Source organism: Gillisia sp. CAL575 (assembly GCF_000403785.1).
Taxonomy (GTDB): domain Bacteria; phylum Bacteroidota; class Bacteroidia; order Flavobacteriales; family Flavobacteriaceae; genus Gillisia.
The window spans coordinates 66012-84248 of the sequence record NZ_APHJ01000024.1; the positions used below are offsets into that span (position 1 = coordinate 66012).

The window sequence follows — 18237 nt, forward strand, 5'->3', positions numbered from 1 at the left end:
GGAAATTGCTAGAATTGAAGCTTGCTCCAATTTTCTGCATATAAAGGAGCTATTCTGTTCAAAGCCTCTTTTAATTCAGTAACCGGAACACTTGGTCCTCCGCTAAAAACCTGTTCAATTTCCTGAGCTTTAGCATCAAAGAAAACTCTCATTAATAAGGAGTTTGGCCTGCTCTCACTCATCTTTTTTAAATTTAAGATAGAAGATGTTATAGCTTGTTTTCCTTTCGGAATATCTTTGTGCATAACATCTAAACCTAATCTATGGTATTGATACAATGTTGTTCTATAACCTAGAAATGCATTAGACAAAAGATCTGCATTTAATCTATATCTAGAGCGAGTTCCATCAGATCCCTTCCATCCTGCAGAATTTCCTTGTTGTGCGGTGGTAACTATTCTATTTGCTTCTTCATAAAAAGGAGTTCCACCTTCTAATTCAAAAGTATCTGCATCTAAACCTAAAATGGTATATACATAATAAGAGATCACAGAAACAAGGTTAGAAGAATAAGCGTTCTCGCTATAATTTAATGGTTCGAATTCCCTGTAATTAAAAGTGAATTGCTCATCATTAAAATTGAAAACCGGAGAAATCAAGGAAGATCCAAAAACTGGCCTTGAAGATTGAACTTGGATAGTTCCGGTAAAAGTTTCATTATCAAAATTAACGATATTAATAAAAATACTACAATTAATTCGTTCCTGATTTTGATATGTAGACCCAGTCCAAGTTGTTTTATTTACGAATTCTGACAAGGAAGTTTGCAAGGTTTTAAAAACCGTTAAGTTGCTTTGCCCAGTCTGGTCTGCATTTATAATTACCTCACAATTAAGTTCCTGTGCGCTTATAACCGAAACACAAAAGAACAAACAAAATATCAAAATTATTTTACTCATGGAATAAAGATATAACTTCCTTTAATATATCCTGTGCAACTTCTGTTTTAGACTTCAACTCGTAATTTTTAATTTCTGTTTTGGAGATTATACTAATCTTATTGGTATCTTTTTTAAAACCAGCACCTTTATCTTGAAGAGAGTTGAGCACTATAAAATCTAAATTCTTCCTTTCTAATTTAGATTTTGCATTCTCCACTTCATTATTAGTTTCTAAAGCAAAACCAATTAGTTTTTGGTGTTCTTTAATTTTACCTAAAGATGCTAATATATCTTGAGTTGGAATTAACTCGATGTTAAAATTAGATTCTTTCTTTTTTATTTTTTGATTTACTACCTCTTTGGGCTTATAATCTGAAACTGCTGCTGCCGCAATCACAACATCTTGATGTACGAAATGAGCATGTGCTGCATCGTACATTTCTTGTGCGCTCGTAACTCGAATAAGTTGAATGCTGGAAGACTCCAATTGTAAATAAGTAGGCCCAGTTATAAGAATCACTTGTGCTCCTAATCTTGCAGCTCCCTTAGCAAGCTCGAAGCCCATTTTCCCACTGGAATGATTTCCTATAAATCTCACAGGATCTATAGCTTCATAAGTTGGTCCTGCAGTAATAAGTATTTTTTTATTCCGAAGCGGTAATTGCGATAAAAGATCTTTTTCCAAAAAAGAAACTATATTTTCCGGTTCTGCCATTCTACCTTCTCCCACCAAACCGCTGGCAAGTTCTCCAGATTCTGGCGGAATCAAAATGTTCTTATAAGATTGTAAAGTATCTAAACTACTTTTGGTTGAAGGATGCAAGTACATATCCAAATCCATAGCTGGAGCAAAATATACAGGACATTTAGCCGAAAGATATGTTGCTAGTAAAATATTATCGCTGTTCCCTGAAGCCATTTTAGATAAAGTATTGGCTGTAGCAGGGGCTATAAGCATAAAATCGGCCCAAAGGCCGAGTTCTACGTGATTGTTCCATGTGGCATTCTCATCTTCATCTGATGTGAAGTTAGAAATTACCTCATTTTTGGAAAGTGTGGATAATGTAAGTGGAGTAATAAAATCTTTAGCCGAAGGGGTCAAAACAACTTTAACCTGAGCTCCGGCTTTTATAAATAGTCTTACCAAAGAGGCTGTCTTATAGGCAGCGATACCGGCAGTTATTCCCAACAGTATTTTCTTGCCTTCTAGCACTCCCATCTTTACTTATGCTTCAGAAGATTCAGTAGTATCTCTGTAGTAAATTTTATCATCTAACCATTCTTGAACTGCCAAAGAATGTGGTTTAGGCAATTTTTCGTAGAATTTAGACACTTCAATTTGCTCTTTATTTTCAAATACCTCATCAAGGCTATCGTTATATGTAGCAAATTCGTCCAATTTCTCCAAAAGCTCTTTTTTGATCTCAGAGTTAATTTGAGTTGCTCTTTTTGCGATCACAGAAATAGCTTCATAAATATTACCTGTTGGAGCATCTACTAAATTCTTGTCAATTGTAGTAGTATTAATTGGCGCATTAATCTTTTTTAAATCCATCATCTGTCTTATTAAAAATTTTGTAATCTCGATTCTAAGTCCTTATTGTTTGCTTGTATCATTTCGTAATACTCACTCCCTTCAGGATAGTATTTATTATAGTTACTGTAAAAGCCTTTTGCTGCATTCAATCTTTCTTGCATTAGAACCTCGTAACTGTTTATTGCTAGTTCGTAAGCAGAATCGAACCTAAAATAAAAGGCCGCTTCTCTAAAAGGAGAACCAGGATAATCTGTAATAAAATTATTAAATGCTACAATAGCCGACTTATAATTCTCGGTGTGGTGATATTGTTTAGCAATATTATAAGCTTTCTTTTCTAGCTTAATACGCAACTCGGCCACGTACCCATTAGCTTGATCTAAAAACTCACCGTTAGGATATTTATCTATATATTTTTGTAATTCTCCAATTGCCTTAACTGTCTCCGCTTGGTCTAAATCAAATCTGGGAGAATCGGCGTAATAACTTTTGGCGCTTTTATAAGCAGCTTCTTCTGCCTTATCACTATTCGGATAGGATGCAACAAAACGTTCAAATTGATATGCAGCTAATTGACTATCGCCTAATTGATAATAAGTATCTGCATACAAAAAGGTTAATTTTTCACCTTGAGGCTTCCCTCTATATTGTGGAACTATCTGTTCGAAAATACGAAGTGCTTTTCTAAATGTAGACTTACTGTTTTCTACAATAGCCTGATTATAAAGCTCTTCTGCTAATGTGTATTTTTTACCCGCATCGTCGCTCTTTAGTACCTTTTGGTATTCACTGCAAGACGCCAGCATTAAAAACACACCCAATAATAATAAACCTTTTTTCATCCTTTGTAAAAACATCTGGCAAAAGTACTCTTTTCTATGATATTAAAAAACTTAAAACCTAGCAAATAGTACTGCCCAATTAATCAAAAATCCCAGAGCAGATCTACGTGATATATCTTTATGCTTCGGGCGATATGTCATTTAAAAATTTCGAGACAAATGATTCGAAGGTTATCATGACAAGTCTCTAACAATAAATCCCTAAATGAGGGATTAATACCGATCTACGAATGTTTGTAATTCCTGCTTCAACTTATCTGAAACTTTCACTAGCGGTAAACGAACTACTGGCTTACAAGCATTCTTAGCTTCTAATAACGATTTAATTCCAGCAGGATTGCCTTCAGCAAAGATCAAATCTATAGAAGGTGCTATTTTATAATGCAACTTATAAGCCTCTTTCACCTTCCCGTCCAAGCCTAAACGCACCATTTGGGAAAATTCTTTAGGCAAACCTTGACCAATCACAGATATCACTCCGTGACCTCCAGCTAGTACCATTGGCAAGGTGATCATATCGTCGCCAGAAATCACAAGAAAACCTTTTGGAACTATAGAAATGATTTTCATTGCCTGTACAATATCTCCTGCCGCTTCTTTAACTCCTATTATGTTCGTGAAATCTGTTGCTAATCTTTTAATAGTTTCAGGTAAAATATTAGAAGCTGTTCTTCCAGGAACATTATATATTATTATAGGTTTAGATGAAACCGCTGCCAAGGCTTTATAATGTTGATAAATCCCTTCTTGAGATGGCTTATTATAATAAGGAGAAACAGAGAGAATCGCATCAAAGGCATCGAGATCTGTATTTTGAAACTCATTTACCAAAGCTGCGGTATTATTACCTCCAATTCCCAAAACTAAGGGAAGTTCCCCGTCGTTAGCCTCTATAATGGTCTTTTTAACTAGTTCCTTTTCAGAATCGCTTAAAGTTGCACTTTCACCTGTGGTTCCAAGAACTACGATATATTCTATCTCATTTTTAATTTGATCTTTCACCAAATTCTTAAGTCCTTCTACATCTACCGTAAAATCCTCTTTAAAAGGGGTGATAATTGCAACTCCGGTACCTATAAATTTATTCATCATTATTATTTTTAAACTGTTTTAAAAATTTTATCAATTCTGAAGTAAATAGCTCCACTTCATCTCCAGACCTTATAACCACGTCTAGAATGTCCTCGTTTTTCGTATTATTTCCCACTTTCAAACTTGCATTACATGTTGCAGTTAGAAGTCTTAATAACAAACTATTTTCTTCAGCAAAAGTAATAAGTAAATCAATGTGATTTTGGGTAAAATCCAACAATTCTTTATTATTGAAATTCCCTAAAACATTCAGATCATCTTCAACAAAAGTTAAGCCGTTAAATTCTGGAAAACTCTCTTCCTTTTTTTTAAATAACAGAAGCTGAAAACTATAATCTTTCAGATTAAATTCTTTTTTTATTTTCAAAAACTCTTTGCAGCCTTTATATTAGTCGAGCTTAATAATATTGCCACAGAACTTAAAGGCATTTTAAATTGGACTGATGAATCTCTATAAGAATTTGAAATTTTCCTGTTAACTAGAGCATATTTAAGGCCTTTTAGCATAATTTTAAATAAAAAAATCTTTAAGTGAAATCATCTAGTTTCAAACTTTTTTCCGAAGTAATAAAAAAGAGCACTAGAAACAAAGCACTTCCCATTCTTATAATGCTTTCAGAAATCTCCACACTAATATCCTTAAAATAAAAAACTCCCATATCTCGCAGCACATTTGCAAAAATGATACTTATTGCTAAGGATATAAAAAACATAGATTTCTTAGAAAAAGAATTCAAATAATACACCATTGCAGTAAAGCCTAATGCCCCAAGATTGAGGTAATAAAAAGTATAAACCGTGGTAGTTATATCGCCTGAGATATAAGTTTTCATTTCATTAATATGCAGCAATAATAAATAAGTATTTAATCCGATTATACTAAATAAATACAACAGCATAATATAGCTCATGTTCTTCAACCTGAAATGTTTGGTAGCCTCCATAATTAAAGGTAGATAACTTATTGCCTGAAGAAGCAAAATTAGCTCCCCAAATACCCAAAATGTACTTAACAAGCCAATACAATAGGAAATTAAAGTGAGTCCTAGAAACATGTAGAAATAAAAATTATAAAATTTGCGCTTATGGATGAACCATAAAAATGCAAAAATAAAATACCCAATATGGCTCATAATATCTAGCCAAAATATATTAGCAAATAATGCATATATACTAGCTAGCAATAAGGCTAAAAAGCCAATTGAATCTATTATTCTAAACTGCATAGCAATTATTAAAAAATTAAGAGGGGAATATTTGCTTCAATTTCTTTGCTTAACTAGTATAATTAAATAGTCTAACAAAATACTAAGGATTTTAAAAGTAAGGGTTTTCCAGAAATATCATTTCAAATATCTGTTTATATTTGCGCCACTCGATAAAACCCTTATTAATGACCTTTAGATTCTTCTCTATCTTACTGCTTTTATTGTCTTTAGTTGCCTGTAAGAACAATGCTCACATTACCTCCTCTCCCTCAAGAATAACTGGAAAAAGAATCTCAATAGATAAAACAATTCCCGCAAATTCAGAAATTGAGGCCTTTATTAAGCCTTATGCAATTCATTTAAATAACACCTTAGATAGCACTTTGGCCTTCAATCCTAGCAATTTAAGTAAAAGTGATGGTAAGCTTAATACTGCTTTAGGGAATATGATGGCAGATTTGGTAATGGAACAGGCTAATCCAATTTTCTCATCTCGCACTGGGAACAAAATAGATATGGTTCTTTTAAATAAGGGAGGAATTAGGTCTGGAATTGGGAAAGGAGCTGTTACATCAAGGACAGGATTTCAGCTAATGCCGTTTGAAAATGAGATCGTAGTGGTACAGATCTCTGGAGAAAAGATGCTTGAAATGATTAGCTATCTTGAAGAAGCAAAAACGGCACATCCTATTAGCGGACTCGAATTAAAAGTTGATAAAGATTTTAAAACCATAAGTGCAAATATTCAAGGAGAATCTATTAAGCCTGAAAAAACCTATTTCGTAGCAACTTCAGATTATTTACAACAAGGTGGAGATAATATGGTATTTCTAAAAAATCCTATAAACCTTTATAAAATAGATTACAAGCTTAGAAATGCGATCATAGATCATTTTAAAAAAGTAGACACTTTAAAAGCTTCAATAGATAACCGATACATCCAAATTCCCTAAAAATGAAAAGAAGAAATTTTATTCAGCAAACAGCTGCAACCGGAGCTTTTATAGGATTGGGCGGATTATCGCTTTCTTTTTCTGAAAAAGCCAAAAAGCACATCACCATTTTGCATACCAACGATGTGCATAGCCATATAGAACCTCTAGGACCAAATGATCCTAGAAATCCTAATATGGGCGGTGTTGCTAGAAGAGCGACATTAGTGGAGCAAATTAGAGCTGAAAACCCAAATACACTGCTTCTAGATGCCGGAGATATCTTTCAAGGAACTCCATATTTTAATTTTTATGGAGGTGAATTGGAGTTTAAACTTATGAGCAAATTGAAATATGATGCCGCAACATTGGGGAATCATGATTTTGATAATGGTCTGAGCGGACTTCTATCGCAGATGCCTCATGCAGAGTTTGATTTTATATCTTCCAATTACGATTTTAGTAATACCATTTTAAATGGACAAACCTCTCCTTTTAAGACCTTCATGAAAGATGGAGTGAAAATTGGTGTTTTTGGTGTAGGTGTAGAACTAAAGGGTTTAGTAAACGAGAGTCTTTATAAGGAAACTAAATATTTAGATCCTGTAGAGATTGCCACAGAAATGACCCGGATCTTAAAACAAGAACAGAAATGTGATCTTGTAATCTGTTTATCTCATTTAGGTTATGAATATAAAAATGAATCTAAAATATCCGATGTCTTATTAGCTACACAAACAAAAGATATAGATTTGATTATTGGTGGACATACTCATACTTTTCTAGATAAACCCACAATCCTTAAAAATCTTGAAGGCAAAAAAGTATTGGTCAATCAAGTAGGTTGCTACGGTCTTTATCTAGGCCGTATAGATTTCTATCTAGATCACGAGAATAAGATAGATAGCAGCGGAGTGAGCATAGGCATCTAAGTTTAGAAAACCGGGCAAACCTAAACCGCTCTGAGAATCCCTTTAAATTTTTATGCCTCCCGAAAACGGTCGGGATGGATATTTCCTGGGTTTATGAGGGATTCAATTTTTCAAGAAACTCGTCTTCACTTAAAATCTGTGTCCCCAGTTTTTCTGCTTTTGCTAATTTACTAGGACCCATATTTTCTCCTGCAACCAGATAATCGGTTTTTGCAGAAATAGAACTGGAAACCTTTCCCCCATTATCTTCTATCAGTTTCTTAAGATCTGTTCTAGAAACTTTAGAGAATACACCGGAGATCACAAAAGTATTTGCTTGTAAAATATCTGTTTGATTGGCTAATTTCTCGGCAGATATTTCCAATTGCAAGCCAAAATCCATTAATCTATTAATAGTGTTTCTGTTTTCTTCTGAAGCAAAAAAATCGGTGACACTCTGCGCTATTCGCTGTCCAATTTCATCTACGTTAATAAGATCTTCTACTGTGGCCAGCATTAAATTTTGAATACTTTTATAATGCTTAGCCAGTTTTTTAGCTACAGTTTCTCCAACATACCGAATTCCTAACGCAAACAACAATCGCTCGAACGAAATCTCTTTAGATTTTTCAATTCCAAGAATCAGGTTATCTGCAGATTTCTCTGCCATTCGTTCCAATGGTAAAACATCTTCTTTTTTCAGTGTATATAAATCGGCGTAGTTATGAATTAATCCAGCCTTTACCAATAAGGCAACTGTTTCTCCTCCAAGACCTTCAATATCCATCGCTTTTCTAGAGATGTAATGCTGAATTCTCCCAACTATCTGAGGAAAACAGCCATTATCATTCGGGCAATAATGATGTGCCTCACCTTCCGCTCTTACCAGATCTGTCCCACATTCCGGGCATTGCTTTATGTATTGAGTTTCTTCGGAATTTGGGTCGCGTTCAGTAAAATCTACCCCAATAATCTTAGGGATAATCTCGCCTCCTTTTTCAACAAAAACAGTGTCTCCTTCTCGAATATCCAACTTCTGAATTTGATCTGCATTGTGTAGTGAAGCTCTTTTCACAATGGTTCCAGCCAGCTGAACAGGATCTAGATTTGCAACCGGAGTAATTGCTCCTGTTCTCCCAACTTGGTAGGTGATCTCTCTTAATATAGTTGATTCCCGTTCGGCTTTAAACTTATAAGCGATTGCCCAACGTGGAGATTTCGCGGTGCTTCCTAATTCATCTTGTTGATGCAAATTATTCACCTTTATTACTACTCCATCTGTTTCATATGGAAGATCATGTCTATGTATATCCCAATACTGAATAAATTTTAGAACTTCATCTATGTTTTTTGTTAGCTTAGCTTCTTTGGGCACTTTGAATCCCCAACTTCTAGCTTTTTCCAAGCCTTCATACTGAGACTCAATATTCAAATCTCGACCTACCAGACTATAAAGCAGACAATCTAAAGGCCTTTTTGCAACCTCAGCACTATCTTGCATTTTCAAACTTCCAGATGCAGTATTTCTCGGGTTAGAAAAAGGTTCTTCCCCAATTTCCACACGCTCTGCATTTATTTTCGCAAAGCCTTCAAAAGGAAGAACAATCTCTCCTCGAATGGCGAATTTGTCTGGGAAATCCCCAGTTAAAGTTAAAGGTAATGTTCTTATAGTCCTAATATTATTAGTTACATCATCCCCTTGAAAACCATCTCCTCGAGTAACTGCACGAGCTAACTTTCCGTTTTCATAAGTCAAACTTATAGAAGCACCATCATATTTTAATTCACATACATATTCCAAATCCCCATCCACCATTTTTTTAACTCTGGTTTCCCATTCTTCCAATTCCTCTTTTGAATAGGAGTTGGAAAGAGATTGCATAGGAAAATCATGAACTACAGTCTCAAAGTTCTTAGTAATGGCTCCACCAACACGCTGCGTAGGTGAAGAAGAATCAAATAATTCAGGGTTTTTCTCTTCTAGATCCTGTAATTCTTTCAATTTCATATCAAAATCGAAGTCACTAATCTCTGGGGAATCCAACACATAATATTTGTTATTATGTTGCTCCAATTCATCCCTAAGCTGCTTGATCTTTACTTCTGTAGTCATTTATAAAAATTATGCTGAATAATTATTTTGACAAAGGTTTTATCATCTCCAATTCTTGACTTCTGTATTGAAAATTATATTCCTTTTCGTTATGTTCTAATTGAATTTTAAATTCTGAATTATAGGCTTTATCACCAGTAGGGAACCAGGTTTTAAATTTGCTATTTATAATAATTAACAATCCTTCATCATCTCCAATAGCACAAAATTTTTCGAAATTTCCCTCAAAAACCTCTAAGCCTATATTAGTACTTAGAAATTTATATTTTTCATGAATATCTTCAGTTGCTAAGCCAATCTCACTGATGCCCAAAATACTTTTTTCAGAAAAGCTTTCTTCTGATTTACCATTAAAATTTCTTCGTGAAATAAATTCCATAATATTCATGTCTGCATCATAAAAATAAAGAGATTTCGCATCCCAACCCGTAAAATCTATAATTTCTAAATCTTCATATTTCAAAACTTTCACTTTATTCTTCAACCATTTTAAAGCCTTTTCTTCTTCTTTATCTGGAATATGAAACGCTATATGATAAGGCGTAAAACTTTCAGCTTTCTGAAAATGCAAAATAGTATAACCAAGTTGTAATTCGAAAGATTTTAATGTAGAATTAAGTATTACAAGACCCAGAACATCCTTGTAAAATTCTTGCTGCTTTACGATATTCTTACAACTAATATTGAGTCTTGTAATTTTCATTAATTATTTTATTGCTGCGTGACTAAACTGAGCTTTTTGAAGTTTCTAAACACTTATGCTTTGTCAATCTCAGCCTGCCTATAAAAACATTTCACTAAATATCCATTAGTCTGATAAAGCAAGCTTAAATCGCATCATCTTGAAATCACTTAAGGTAATTCTTCGACCCTGTTAGGATGCTGAAACAAGTTCAGCATGACGAAAAGCTTGAATCTAACTAGCTAAATGTAATTCTACCACAAAACCAACCAATCAAATAATATTAATCCCAGACTTATTATACAAAATCATGTCTGATTCTTATTCATCCATTTCGGCACTGGCATTGGCTCAAAATGTCTCATTTTATCTATTAATTCTTCAATATTACTAGCTACTAAAACCAGATTCATATTAGATTTTTTCAGTAAACCTTTAGCAACCATTTTATCCATCATCTCCAAAAGATCATCATAATAATTGTTGCTATTTAAGATTCCAATAGGATGCTTATGCAATCCTAATTGTCCCCAAGTGAGTATCTCAAAAAGTTCTTCCAGTGTTCCAAATCCTCCAGGTAATGCAATAAACCCTTCACTTAGATCATGCATTTTTAGCTTGCGCTCGTGCATGTTATTAGTTGTAATAAGTTCTGTTAAACCGGTATGCACCACTTCTTTTGTCTTCAAAAAATCGGGGATCACTCCAATTGCTGAACCCTTGTTATCTAGGATTCCTTTGGCAACTTGTCCCATTAATCCAAGTTTGCTCCCACCATAGACCAATTTTATATTATTCTTAGCCAAATATTCTCCTACATGGTAAGCTTCTTCAAAAATAACAGCATCTACGCCATCACTGCTGGCGCAAAATACTGCAATACTTTTCAAGTTGTTCTTATAATTATTATGAGTTATCAAATTGGAAGTGGATTTAAAAATTATATATTATTGTTTTATTCCCTTTAACATCCTGTAATTTCCGAAAATGTCTTTTTTAAGAGTGGTCTTGAATCCAGATTTTAGCATTAAGCTTTCAGTCTCTTTGGCTAGATATTGATTGATCTCAAAATACAAACTCCCTCCTTTAACTAAACTGGTTTTTGCGAGATTAGTGATAGCTTTATAAAAAATAAGCGGATCATTATCCCGAACATACAAAGCTCCTTCTGGTTCATTCTCTAGGACATTCCTATTCATTTCATTTTTCTCCAGATCCCGAACATATGGTGGATTAGAAACAATAATGTCAAAAGGTTCTGATAATTTTTCTAAACGAAGAATGTCATGAATTTCAAATTTCACATCCACCCCATTTGCTTCTGCATTTTTGGTTGCTATTTCTAAAGCTTCATTAGAAATATCTAAAGCTGTAAGCTTGGCATTCGGCAAATTCTTAGCTAGGCTAATTGCTATACAACCACTACCTGTACCAATGTCCAATATATTTATAGCTGAAGTATTAATTTCAGTAAAGCCTGAGAGGATCCAAGAAACCAATTCTTCTGTCTCTGGTCTTGGGATCAATACATTTTTATCTACGTGGAATTTTAATCCAAAGAATTCAGTTTCCCCTATTATATACTGTATTGGCTCATGTTGTTGTAGCTTTAGTAAGATCTTATCAAAAAGCGGTAGTTTCTCAGAAGATAATTCCTTTTTAGGATCTAAAGCTAAATCCAATCGAGTCACATTTAAATAGTGCGCTATTAGAATATTGAAAAATGAATTGATCTCCTCTGCGGGATATTCATTTTTCAACCCAATAGTAAATTGCTTTTTATAGTCTAGCAGTAACAATACTCAGAAGCGTTTTTTAAATTAAGAATATAGAAAACCCTATTAATCTAATCTAGATCTTTGAGCATCCACATGGTACAATTATAATGTCCTGTATCACCCATTGGCTTCTCTAAAGATTTAAATCCTGAACGATTGTATAGCCGGCGGGCATCTTCCATATATGGTAAAGTTTCAAGGTAACATTGTTTATAACCCTCTGCTTTTGCGTAATGCAAGCAAGTGTTCATCATTGCTGCTCCAATACCTCTACCTCGAGCCGTTGGTAAAAAATACATTTTTTGAAGTTCAGAAATGCTTTCATCCGCATTTATCAATGGACCAATCCCAGCTCCACCAATAATTTCCCCTTTTTCTTCTACGACAAAATATTGCATGTGGTCTTTATCGTAGGTAGCAAACATATCGTCCAACGATTTATCCTCATAAGCCGTGCCCACTTTAGGCACTCCCATTTCTACTAAAACTTTTCTCACCACCTTGGCAACACTCTGGTTGTCTTTAGGTTGAATCTCACGAATTTTAAAACTGCACATTCTTACTAATTAATCCTATTTTTGTGATGTGAAGATACACGAAAAATATATAAAAAGGTGCATACAATTAGCTGAAAATGGACTAGGAACTACCTATCCAAATCCGATGGTTGGAAGTGTGATAGTTCACGACAATAAAATAATTGGCGAAGGCTGGCATCGCAAAGCTGGAGAACCTCATGCAGAGGTAAATGCCATTAATTCTGTCGAAGATAAATCCTTACTAAAGAAGGCAACGATCTATGTAAGTCTTGAGCCTTGTTCCCATTATGGAAAAACGCCACCCTGTAGCGATCTAATAATTGCAAGCGGAATTAAAAAAGTTGTAATTGGAAGTATAGATCCTTTTCCTTCAGTTTCTGGTAAAGGCATTAAAAAATTGATGGATGCAGGCTGTGAAGTTATCTTGGGAATTCTCGATACAGCATGTAACTCCTTAAATAAACGATTTTTTACATTTCATAAAAACCATAGACCCTACATTATTTTAAAATGGGCACAAAGCACAGATGGCTTTCTAGCACCAATTTATTCTGAAGAAAATCATAACAGGGAACCAGTTTGGATCACTAATAAATATTCCCAGCAACTAGTTCACAAATGGCGTGGTGAAGAGGCCGCTATTTTAGTAGGAACAAATACTGCCGTTATGGACAATCCTAACTTGAACACAAGACTTTGGAAAGGCTCAAATCCAGTAAGAATACTCATAGATAAGAGCTTAAGATTACCAAGGGATTCTGCACTTTTAGATGAAAGTATTAAAACCATTGTTATTTGTGATAAGGTATCTAAACAAGAAAAATCTAAAACTTCTTCTGAAAATTTAATCTTTGAACCCATCGATTTCAACAAGGAGATTACAGCAGAAATTTGTAGCATATTATATAAATATGCCATTCAATCTATAATTATTGAAGGCGGGGCTAAAACAATTCAGTCATTTATAGACTCTGGCCTTTGGGATGAGGCTCGAGTATTTACTGGAGATGTTCATTTTAAAAAAGGGACAAAAGCGCCCTTACCCTCGGGAACATTTAAAGAAAAGAACACTCAAACAGGAGATATTTTAAGAATTTACACCAATGATTAAAACAATTATATTCGATTTTGGAGATGTTTTTATCAATCTAGATAAACCTGCAACTTTTAGAGAACTCCAAAAGTTGAATATTAAAGAGCTGCCCGAAGACATGCTTCATATTAATCAGCAATATGAAATGGGTCTTATCTCTTCAGAATCATTTAAAAATTCCTACATAGATAATTTCTCTTCTTTAACACATGAAGGAATAACTAATGCTTGGAACTCCATATTGGTGGATTTTCCAAAATACAGATATCTATTCATCAAGAAACTTTCAGAAGAAAAGAATTACCAACTAATACTTTTAAGTAACACTAATGAGATTCATATAGATTGGATCAAGGAGAAAGTTCCGTTTTTTGAAGAATTCAAATCTTGCTTTGACGCATTTTACTTATCTCATGAAATAAATCTACGAAAGCCAAATTCGGATATTTTTGAATTCGTTTTAAACAAACATCAACTTAAACCTGAAGAATGCCTATTTATTGATGATGTTTTAGAGAACACCAAGGCTGCCGAAACATTAGGAATACATGTTTGGAACCTAGAACCCGCCCGAGAAGATGTAATTAATTTATTCACTACCAACAAGGCATTATTTTGATATATCTACTCCTAAGTATTCTCTCCTCCAGCATTATTTTTGTTGTTTTTAAATTATTCAAACGATTTGAAATTAATACACTCCAAGCGATCATCGTTAATTATTTTATTGCGTGTTCAGTTGGATACTTTGGATTTGTAGAGGATGCCAATATTAGGGAAATACCAACGAAGCCTTGGTTTTACGGCACTTTAATATTAGGACTTTTATTTATAATCGTCTTTAATCTTGCAGCAATAACAACACAGCGCAGCGGACTTTCAGTAGTTTCTGTAGCCACAAAAATGTCTGTAGCGATTCCTGTATTATTTGGAATCTTATATTTCAATGAGAGCACAGGAATTTTAAAAATATTAGGGATTATTCTGGCTTTAATAGCGGTTTATTTAAGCTCTATAAAAGCCAAATCAGGAATTGCTATCAAGAAAAAAAATCTCCTTTATCCTATCTTAGTATTTATAGGTAGCGGGCTTATAGACACTCTTATTAAATTTATAGAGTCTGGATATGTAAACAAGAATGACGTTGCCCTTTTTTCTTCCACAATATTTTCTGTCGCAGGTACTATTGGGATTTTAGTATTAATATTTCAAGGAATTACCGGCAAATTAAAGATCACTGTTAGAAATATAATTGGAGGTATCGCTCTTGGAATCCCCAATTTCTTCTCCATTTACTTTCTAGTAATGGCCCTTAGAAATAACGGATTTGAGAGTTCCACAATCTTTACTATAAATAATGTTGCCATAGTTTTGGTTTCTACTATTCTTGGAATTATATTATTCAAAGAAAAATTAATACCTAAGAACTGGATTGGGATCATTTTAGCGGTCATCAGTATTCTTTTGGTTGCAAATAGTTGAATTTAATATTGTGAAAGACACTTATCAAAGTATCACCAAAGCTTCTGAAGAAGTTATATTCAAGGATAGGAATTCCAAATTTTTCGGATATGCCTTTCCTATTAAATCTGAAGATGAAGTAAAAAGACATATTGAAAATCTTAAAAAGAAACACCATCAAGCAAGGCATTGGTGTTATGCTTGGCAGTTGGGAAAAGATGAACAAGACCATCAGTTTAGAGCTAATGATGATGGGGAACCGTCGAATTCTGCAGGAATGCCAATTTATGGCCAAATTCAATCTTTTGATGTCACTAATATTCTAATCGTAGTTGTGCGTTATTTTGGTGGAGTGAAACTTGGAGTAGGCGGATTAATAAATGCCTACAGAAGCGCTGCACAAATGGCCTTAGAAGAAAGTAATATATTAAAACGCACTATAGATGATTTATATTTATTACAATTTGATTATCCAGAAATGAATGTAGTCATGCGAATAATAAAGGAACATAATCTTAATGTAGTAGATCAGCAACTTGCTTTGGACTGTAAAATATTTATTTCAGTAAGAAAAAAGGAATCTGAAGCGATTTTTGATAAATTTTCCAATGTTTATAAAGTCGAAATTAAAGAGCTAGAGCATTAAACCTTCAACTTATCTAAAATATATTCCGGGCATCTAATTGGTTTTCTAGACTGTGAATCCATAAATACTAACACTGTACTTGCAGTTGTTAGCAACTCTCCTTGCTGATTATAGATTTCATAATCAAATTCAATTTTAACACTTGGAGTTTTTATTAATTTTGTTACTATTTTAAGCTCATCATCAAACAATGCCGACCTAATAAATTTAAAATGTAATTCAAATACAGGCAACATTACCCCTTCCCTTTCCATAGATTTGTAGGAGACCCCTAATTCATCAAGCCACGCCAGTCGTGCTATTTCAAGGTAATCTGCATAATTCCCATGGTGCACCACTCCCATTTGATCTGTCTCTGCATATCTGACTTTAACATAAGTATTATGACTTTTCATAGGATTTTATCGGGATAAGTTAGGTAGGTTTTTGTACATTCAACAAACGAAGTAAGTATGCATAAAATTTTCTTAAAATTCAAGGGTGAAAGCGTTTTTTTATTAGATATTTTGTTCACATATTTGTTCTCCGAGAAGTTAAAGCCTAATTTGTGCTTAACAGATTTTCAACGATCTACTAACCAATTTATAACCAAGTAATAAGCATGTCAAAAACTGCGCAATCAGTTTGGAATAGCTGTCTAGCTTTTATCAAAGATAACATCACCCCCCAAGCTTATAAAACTTGGTTTGAACCTATACAAGCAGTAAAACTTACAGACTGTGCCTTGAGCATACAAGTACCCTCTAAATTCTTTTATGAATGGCTGGAGGAACACTATGTAAAACTTCTAAAAGTTTCTTTAACCAAAGAACTTGGAGAAAAAGCAAAACTGGTATATGTTATTAAAATGGAGAATACCTACGGGAACAAAATTCCATTTACAGAGAAAATACCTAGCACACAACGAAGCCATATGACTTCTCAAGAAGTAGATGTACCAATAAAAAACAAAAATCCAGAGCTAAGAAATCCTTTTATTATTCCAGGGATTAGAAATGTTAAGATTGAATCTCAGCTTAATCCAAATTATAGTTTCGAAAACTTTCTTGAAGGTGATTCTAACAGGCTAGCTCGTTCTGCGGGTTTAGCTGTATCCAATAAACCAGGAGGAACATCATTTAATCCTTTATTGATCTTTGGAGGAGTAGGCCTTGGAAAAACGCATTTATCCCATGCTATTGGGGTAGATATTAAAGATAAATATCCGGAAAAAACTGTTTTATACATCTCTGCAGAGAAATTTACACAACAATATATAGAATCTGTTAAAAAGAATAATAGAAACGATTTTATTCATTTCTATCAGATTATAGATGTTTTAATCGTAGATGACATTCAGTTATTATCTGGGAAAGCTGGAACTCAAGATGTGTTCTTTCACATTTTTAACCACCTACATCAAAACGGAAAGCAGGTTATTTTAACCAGTGACAAGGCACCTGTAGATATGCAAGATATTGAGCAACGCTTATTATCTCGTTTTAAATGGGGACTTTCCGCAGAATTACAACATCCAGATTTTGAAACTCGTGTTTCAATTATTAAAAATAAATTGTATCGAGACGGTGTGGAAATGCCAGAAGATATTATTGAATTCTTAGCAAATAATATAAAAACCAATATTAGAGAACTTGAAGGCGCAATCATATCATTAATCGCGCATTCTTCTTTTAACAAAAAGGATATTACGCTAGAGCTGGCTACAAAGATCGTAGACAACTATGTTAAGAATACCAAGCGAGAAGTTTCTATAGATTATATACAAAAGATCGTTAGTGATTATTTTCAAATGGATGTAGAAACACTCCAGTCTAAAACAAGAAAGAGACATATTGTTCAAGCCAGACAACTTGCAATGTTCTTTGCCAAGAAGTTAACAAAGGCTTCACTAGCGAGTATTGGAAGCCAAATTGGCAAGAGAGATCACGCTACTGTACTTCATGCATGTAAAACTGTAGACAATTTAGCTGCTACAGATAAGCAATTCAAGAAGTTTGTAGAGGACCTTAATAAAAAACTTACGCTATAATTTATATTTTATGAAAACCAACGTTTTAATGGTGTGTCTCGGAAATATCTGTAGATCCCCACTGGCCGAAGGAATTCTAAAGTCTAAAACAGATTCTGAAAAAGTCTATATAGACTCTGCAGGTACTGGAAATTATCATGTAGGAGGCTTACCAGATCCGCGCTCTATAGCAATTGCGAAAAAGCATAAATTAGACATCACTACGCAAAGAGGCAGACAATTTACTGTTCAGGATTTCGACCGATTTCATCATATTTATGTTATGGATACCTTTAACTATTCAGATGTGATCTCTCTGGCTAGAAATGAAGAAGACAAAAAGAAGGTAAAACTTATTTTGGATGAAATATTTCCTGGAGAAAATGTGGATGTCCCAGATCCTTATCAAGGTTTAGCTGAAGGTTTTAAAAACGTTTACAGAATGTTAGATGAAGCTTGCGAGATAATTGCTGCTAAATTGAAAGATAAAAACTAGCCCAACCAAAATTGAATT

Annotated in this window: 21 protein-coding genes; 8 read left to right on the forward strand and 13 right to left on the reverse strand. The window is 33.9% G+C overall.

Translation table 11 applies throughout. The annotated features are described in order from the left end of the window. Positions 1-8 precede the first annotated feature (8 nt). From I130_RS07765 to I130_RS07795, 7 genes are all read right to left on the reverse strand, one after another. Entirely contained in the window at positions 9-899 is an 891-nt protein-coding gene (locus I130_RS07765) for a DUF4835 family protein (protein ID WP_034921163.1), read from the reverse strand. Further along, a complete protein-coding gene (coaBC, locus tag I130_RS07770) occupies positions 892-2100 on the reverse strand; it encodes a bifunctional phosphopantothenoylcysteine decarboxylase/phosphopantothenate--cysteine ligase CoaBC (protein ID WP_034921166.1) in 1209 nt (402 codons plus the stop codon). The genes I130_RS07765 and coaBC overlap by 8 nt, the downstream gene beginning before the upstream one ends. A 6-nt stretch (positions 2101-2106) precedes the next feature. Beyond that, positions 2107-2436 carry a DNA-directed RNA polymerase subunit omega gene (locus I130_RS07775; RefSeq protein WP_034921170.1) on the reverse strand — a complete coding sequence of 110 codons (330 nt, stop codon included), beginning with the start codon at positions 2434-2436 and terminating at the stop codon, positions 2107-2109. An 11-nt stretch (positions 2437-2447) separates the two neighbouring features. After that, the gene (locus tag I130_RS07780) at positions 2448-3275 is read right to left on the reverse strand and encodes an outer membrane protein assembly factor BamD (protein WP_034921173.1); all 828 of its coding nucleotides are present in this window, start codon (positions 3273-3275) and stop codon (positions 2448-2450) included. A 198-nt stretch (positions 3276-3473) separates the two neighbouring features. After that, positions 3474-4349: a 4-hydroxy-tetrahydrodipicolinate synthase gene (gene dapA / locus I130_RS07785; protein ID WP_034921176.1), complete on the reverse strand. Its 876-nt coding sequence runs from the start codon at positions 4347-4349 to the stop codon at positions 3474-3476. Continuing rightward, positions 4342-4719, reverse strand: a complete 378-nt coding sequence (locus tag I130_RS07790) for a DUF6913 domain-containing protein (protein ID WP_034921180.1) — start codon at positions 4717-4719, stop codon at positions 4342-4344. The genes dapA and I130_RS07790 overlap by 8 nt, the downstream gene beginning before the upstream one ends. A 160-nt stretch (positions 4720-4879) precedes the next feature. Continuing rightward, the gene (locus I130_RS07795) at positions 4880-5578 is read right to left on the reverse strand and encodes a hypothetical protein (protein ID WP_034921184.1); all 699 of its coding nucleotides are present in this window, start codon (positions 5576-5578) and stop codon (positions 4880-4882) included. A gap of 167 nt (positions 5579-5745) precedes the next feature. Between I130_RS07795 and I130_RS07800 the strand changes: the two genes are divergently transcribed. Both I130_RS07800 and I130_RS07805 read left to right on the forward strand, forming a co-directional pair. Next, positions 5746-6513 (forward strand): 5'-nucleotidase C-terminal domain-containing protein, encoded by a 768-nt coding sequence (locus I130_RS07800; RefSeq protein WP_034921186.1) that lies wholly within the window; start codon positions 5746-5748, stop codon positions 6511-6513. A 2-nt stretch (positions 6514-6515) separates the two neighbouring features. After that, a complete protein-coding gene (locus tag I130_RS07805) occupies positions 6516-7424 on the forward strand; it encodes a bifunctional metallophosphatase/5'-nucleotidase (protein ID WP_034921189.1) in 909 nt (302 codons plus the stop codon). 91 nt (positions 7425-7515) lie between these two features. On the opposite strand, the gene ligA is transcribed toward I130_RS07805, so the two are convergent. The 5 genes from ligA to I130_RS07830 form a co-directional block, all read right to left on the reverse strand. Continuing rightward, positions 7516-9516 (reverse strand): NAD-dependent DNA ligase LigA, encoded by a 2001-nt coding sequence (gene ligA, locus I130_RS07810; protein ID WP_034921194.1) that lies wholly within the window; start codon positions 9514-9516, stop codon positions 7516-7518. A gap of 22 nt (positions 9517-9538) precedes the next feature. After that, positions 9539-10219: a VOC family protein gene (locus tag I130_RS07815; protein ID WP_034921197.1), complete on the reverse strand. Its 681-nt coding sequence runs from the start codon at positions 10217-10219 to the stop codon at positions 9539-9541. Positions 10220-10506: 287 nt separating this feature from the next. After that, on the reverse strand, positions 10507-11088 hold the full coding sequence (locus tag I130_RS16790; protein ID WP_034921202.1) for a TIGR00730 family Rossman fold protein: 582 nt from the start codon (positions 11086-11088) through the stop codon (positions 10507-10509). A 57-nt stretch (positions 11089-11145) separates the two neighbouring features. Next, positions 11146-11997: a peptide chain release factor N(5)-glutamine methyltransferase gene (prmC, locus tag I130_RS16795; protein ID WP_034921206.1), complete on the reverse strand. Its 852-nt coding sequence runs from the start codon at positions 11995-11997 to the stop codon at positions 11146-11148. Positions 11998-12044: 47 nt separating this feature from the next. Beyond that, on the reverse strand, positions 12045-12533 hold the full coding sequence (locus tag I130_RS07830) for a GNAT family N-acetyltransferase (RefSeq protein WP_034921211.1): 489 nt from the start codon (positions 12531-12533) through the stop codon (positions 12045-12047). Positions 12534-12561: 28 nt separating this feature from the next. Here I130_RS07830 and ribD point away from each other — a divergent pair, with 28 nt between their 5' ends. The 4 genes from ribD to I130_RS07850 are packed head-to-tail and all read left to right on the forward strand — an operon-like array spanning position 12562 to position 15715. After that, positions 12562-13626, forward strand: a complete 1065-nt coding sequence (ribD, locus tag I130_RS07835) for a bifunctional diaminohydroxyphosphoribosylaminopyrimidine deaminase/5-amino-6-(5-phosphoribosylamino)uracil reductase RibD (protein ID WP_034921215.1) — start codon at positions 12562-12564, stop codon at positions 13624-13626. Beyond that, a complete protein-coding gene (locus I130_RS07840; RefSeq protein ID WP_034921218.1) occupies positions 13619-14227 on the forward strand; it encodes an HAD family hydrolase in 609 nt (202 codons plus the stop codon). Before ribD ends, I130_RS07840 begins: the two co-directional genes overlap by 8 nt. Further along, on the forward strand, positions 14224-15090 hold the full coding sequence (locus tag I130_RS07845) for an EamA family transporter (RefSeq protein WP_034921221.1): 867 nt from the start codon (positions 14224-14226) through the stop codon (positions 15088-15090). The genes I130_RS07840 and I130_RS07845 overlap by 4 nt, the downstream gene beginning before the upstream one ends. A gap of 10 nt (positions 15091-15100) precedes the next feature. Next, positions 15101-15715 carry an IMPACT family protein gene (locus I130_RS07850; RefSeq protein ID WP_034921306.1) on the forward strand — a complete coding sequence of 205 codons (615 nt, stop codon included), beginning with the start codon at positions 15101-15103 and terminating at the stop codon, positions 15713-15715. Here I130_RS07850 and I130_RS07855 read toward each other — a convergent pair. Next, positions 15712-16110 carry an acyl-CoA thioesterase gene (locus tag I130_RS07855; RefSeq protein WP_034921225.1) on the reverse strand — a complete coding sequence of 133 codons (399 nt, stop codon included), beginning with the start codon at positions 16108-16110 and terminating at the stop codon, positions 15712-15714. The two genes, I130_RS07850 and I130_RS07855, sit on opposite strands and share 4 nt — an antisense overlap. Positions 16111-16316: 206 nt before the next feature. Here I130_RS07855 and dnaA point away from each other — a divergent pair, with 206 nt between their 5' ends. Then, the gene (gene dnaA, locus I130_RS07860; RefSeq protein WP_034921229.1) at positions 16317-17744 is read left to right on the forward strand and encodes a chromosomal replication initiator protein DnaA; all 1428 of its coding nucleotides are present in this window, start codon (positions 16317-16319) and stop codon (positions 17742-17744) included. 10 nt (positions 17745-17754) lie between these two features. Then, positions 17755-18219, forward strand: a complete 465-nt coding sequence (locus I130_RS07865) for a low molecular weight protein-tyrosine-phosphatase (protein ID WP_034921233.1) — start codon at positions 17755-17757, stop codon at positions 18217-18219. The last annotated feature ends 18 nt before the right edge of the window (positions 18220-18237 follow it).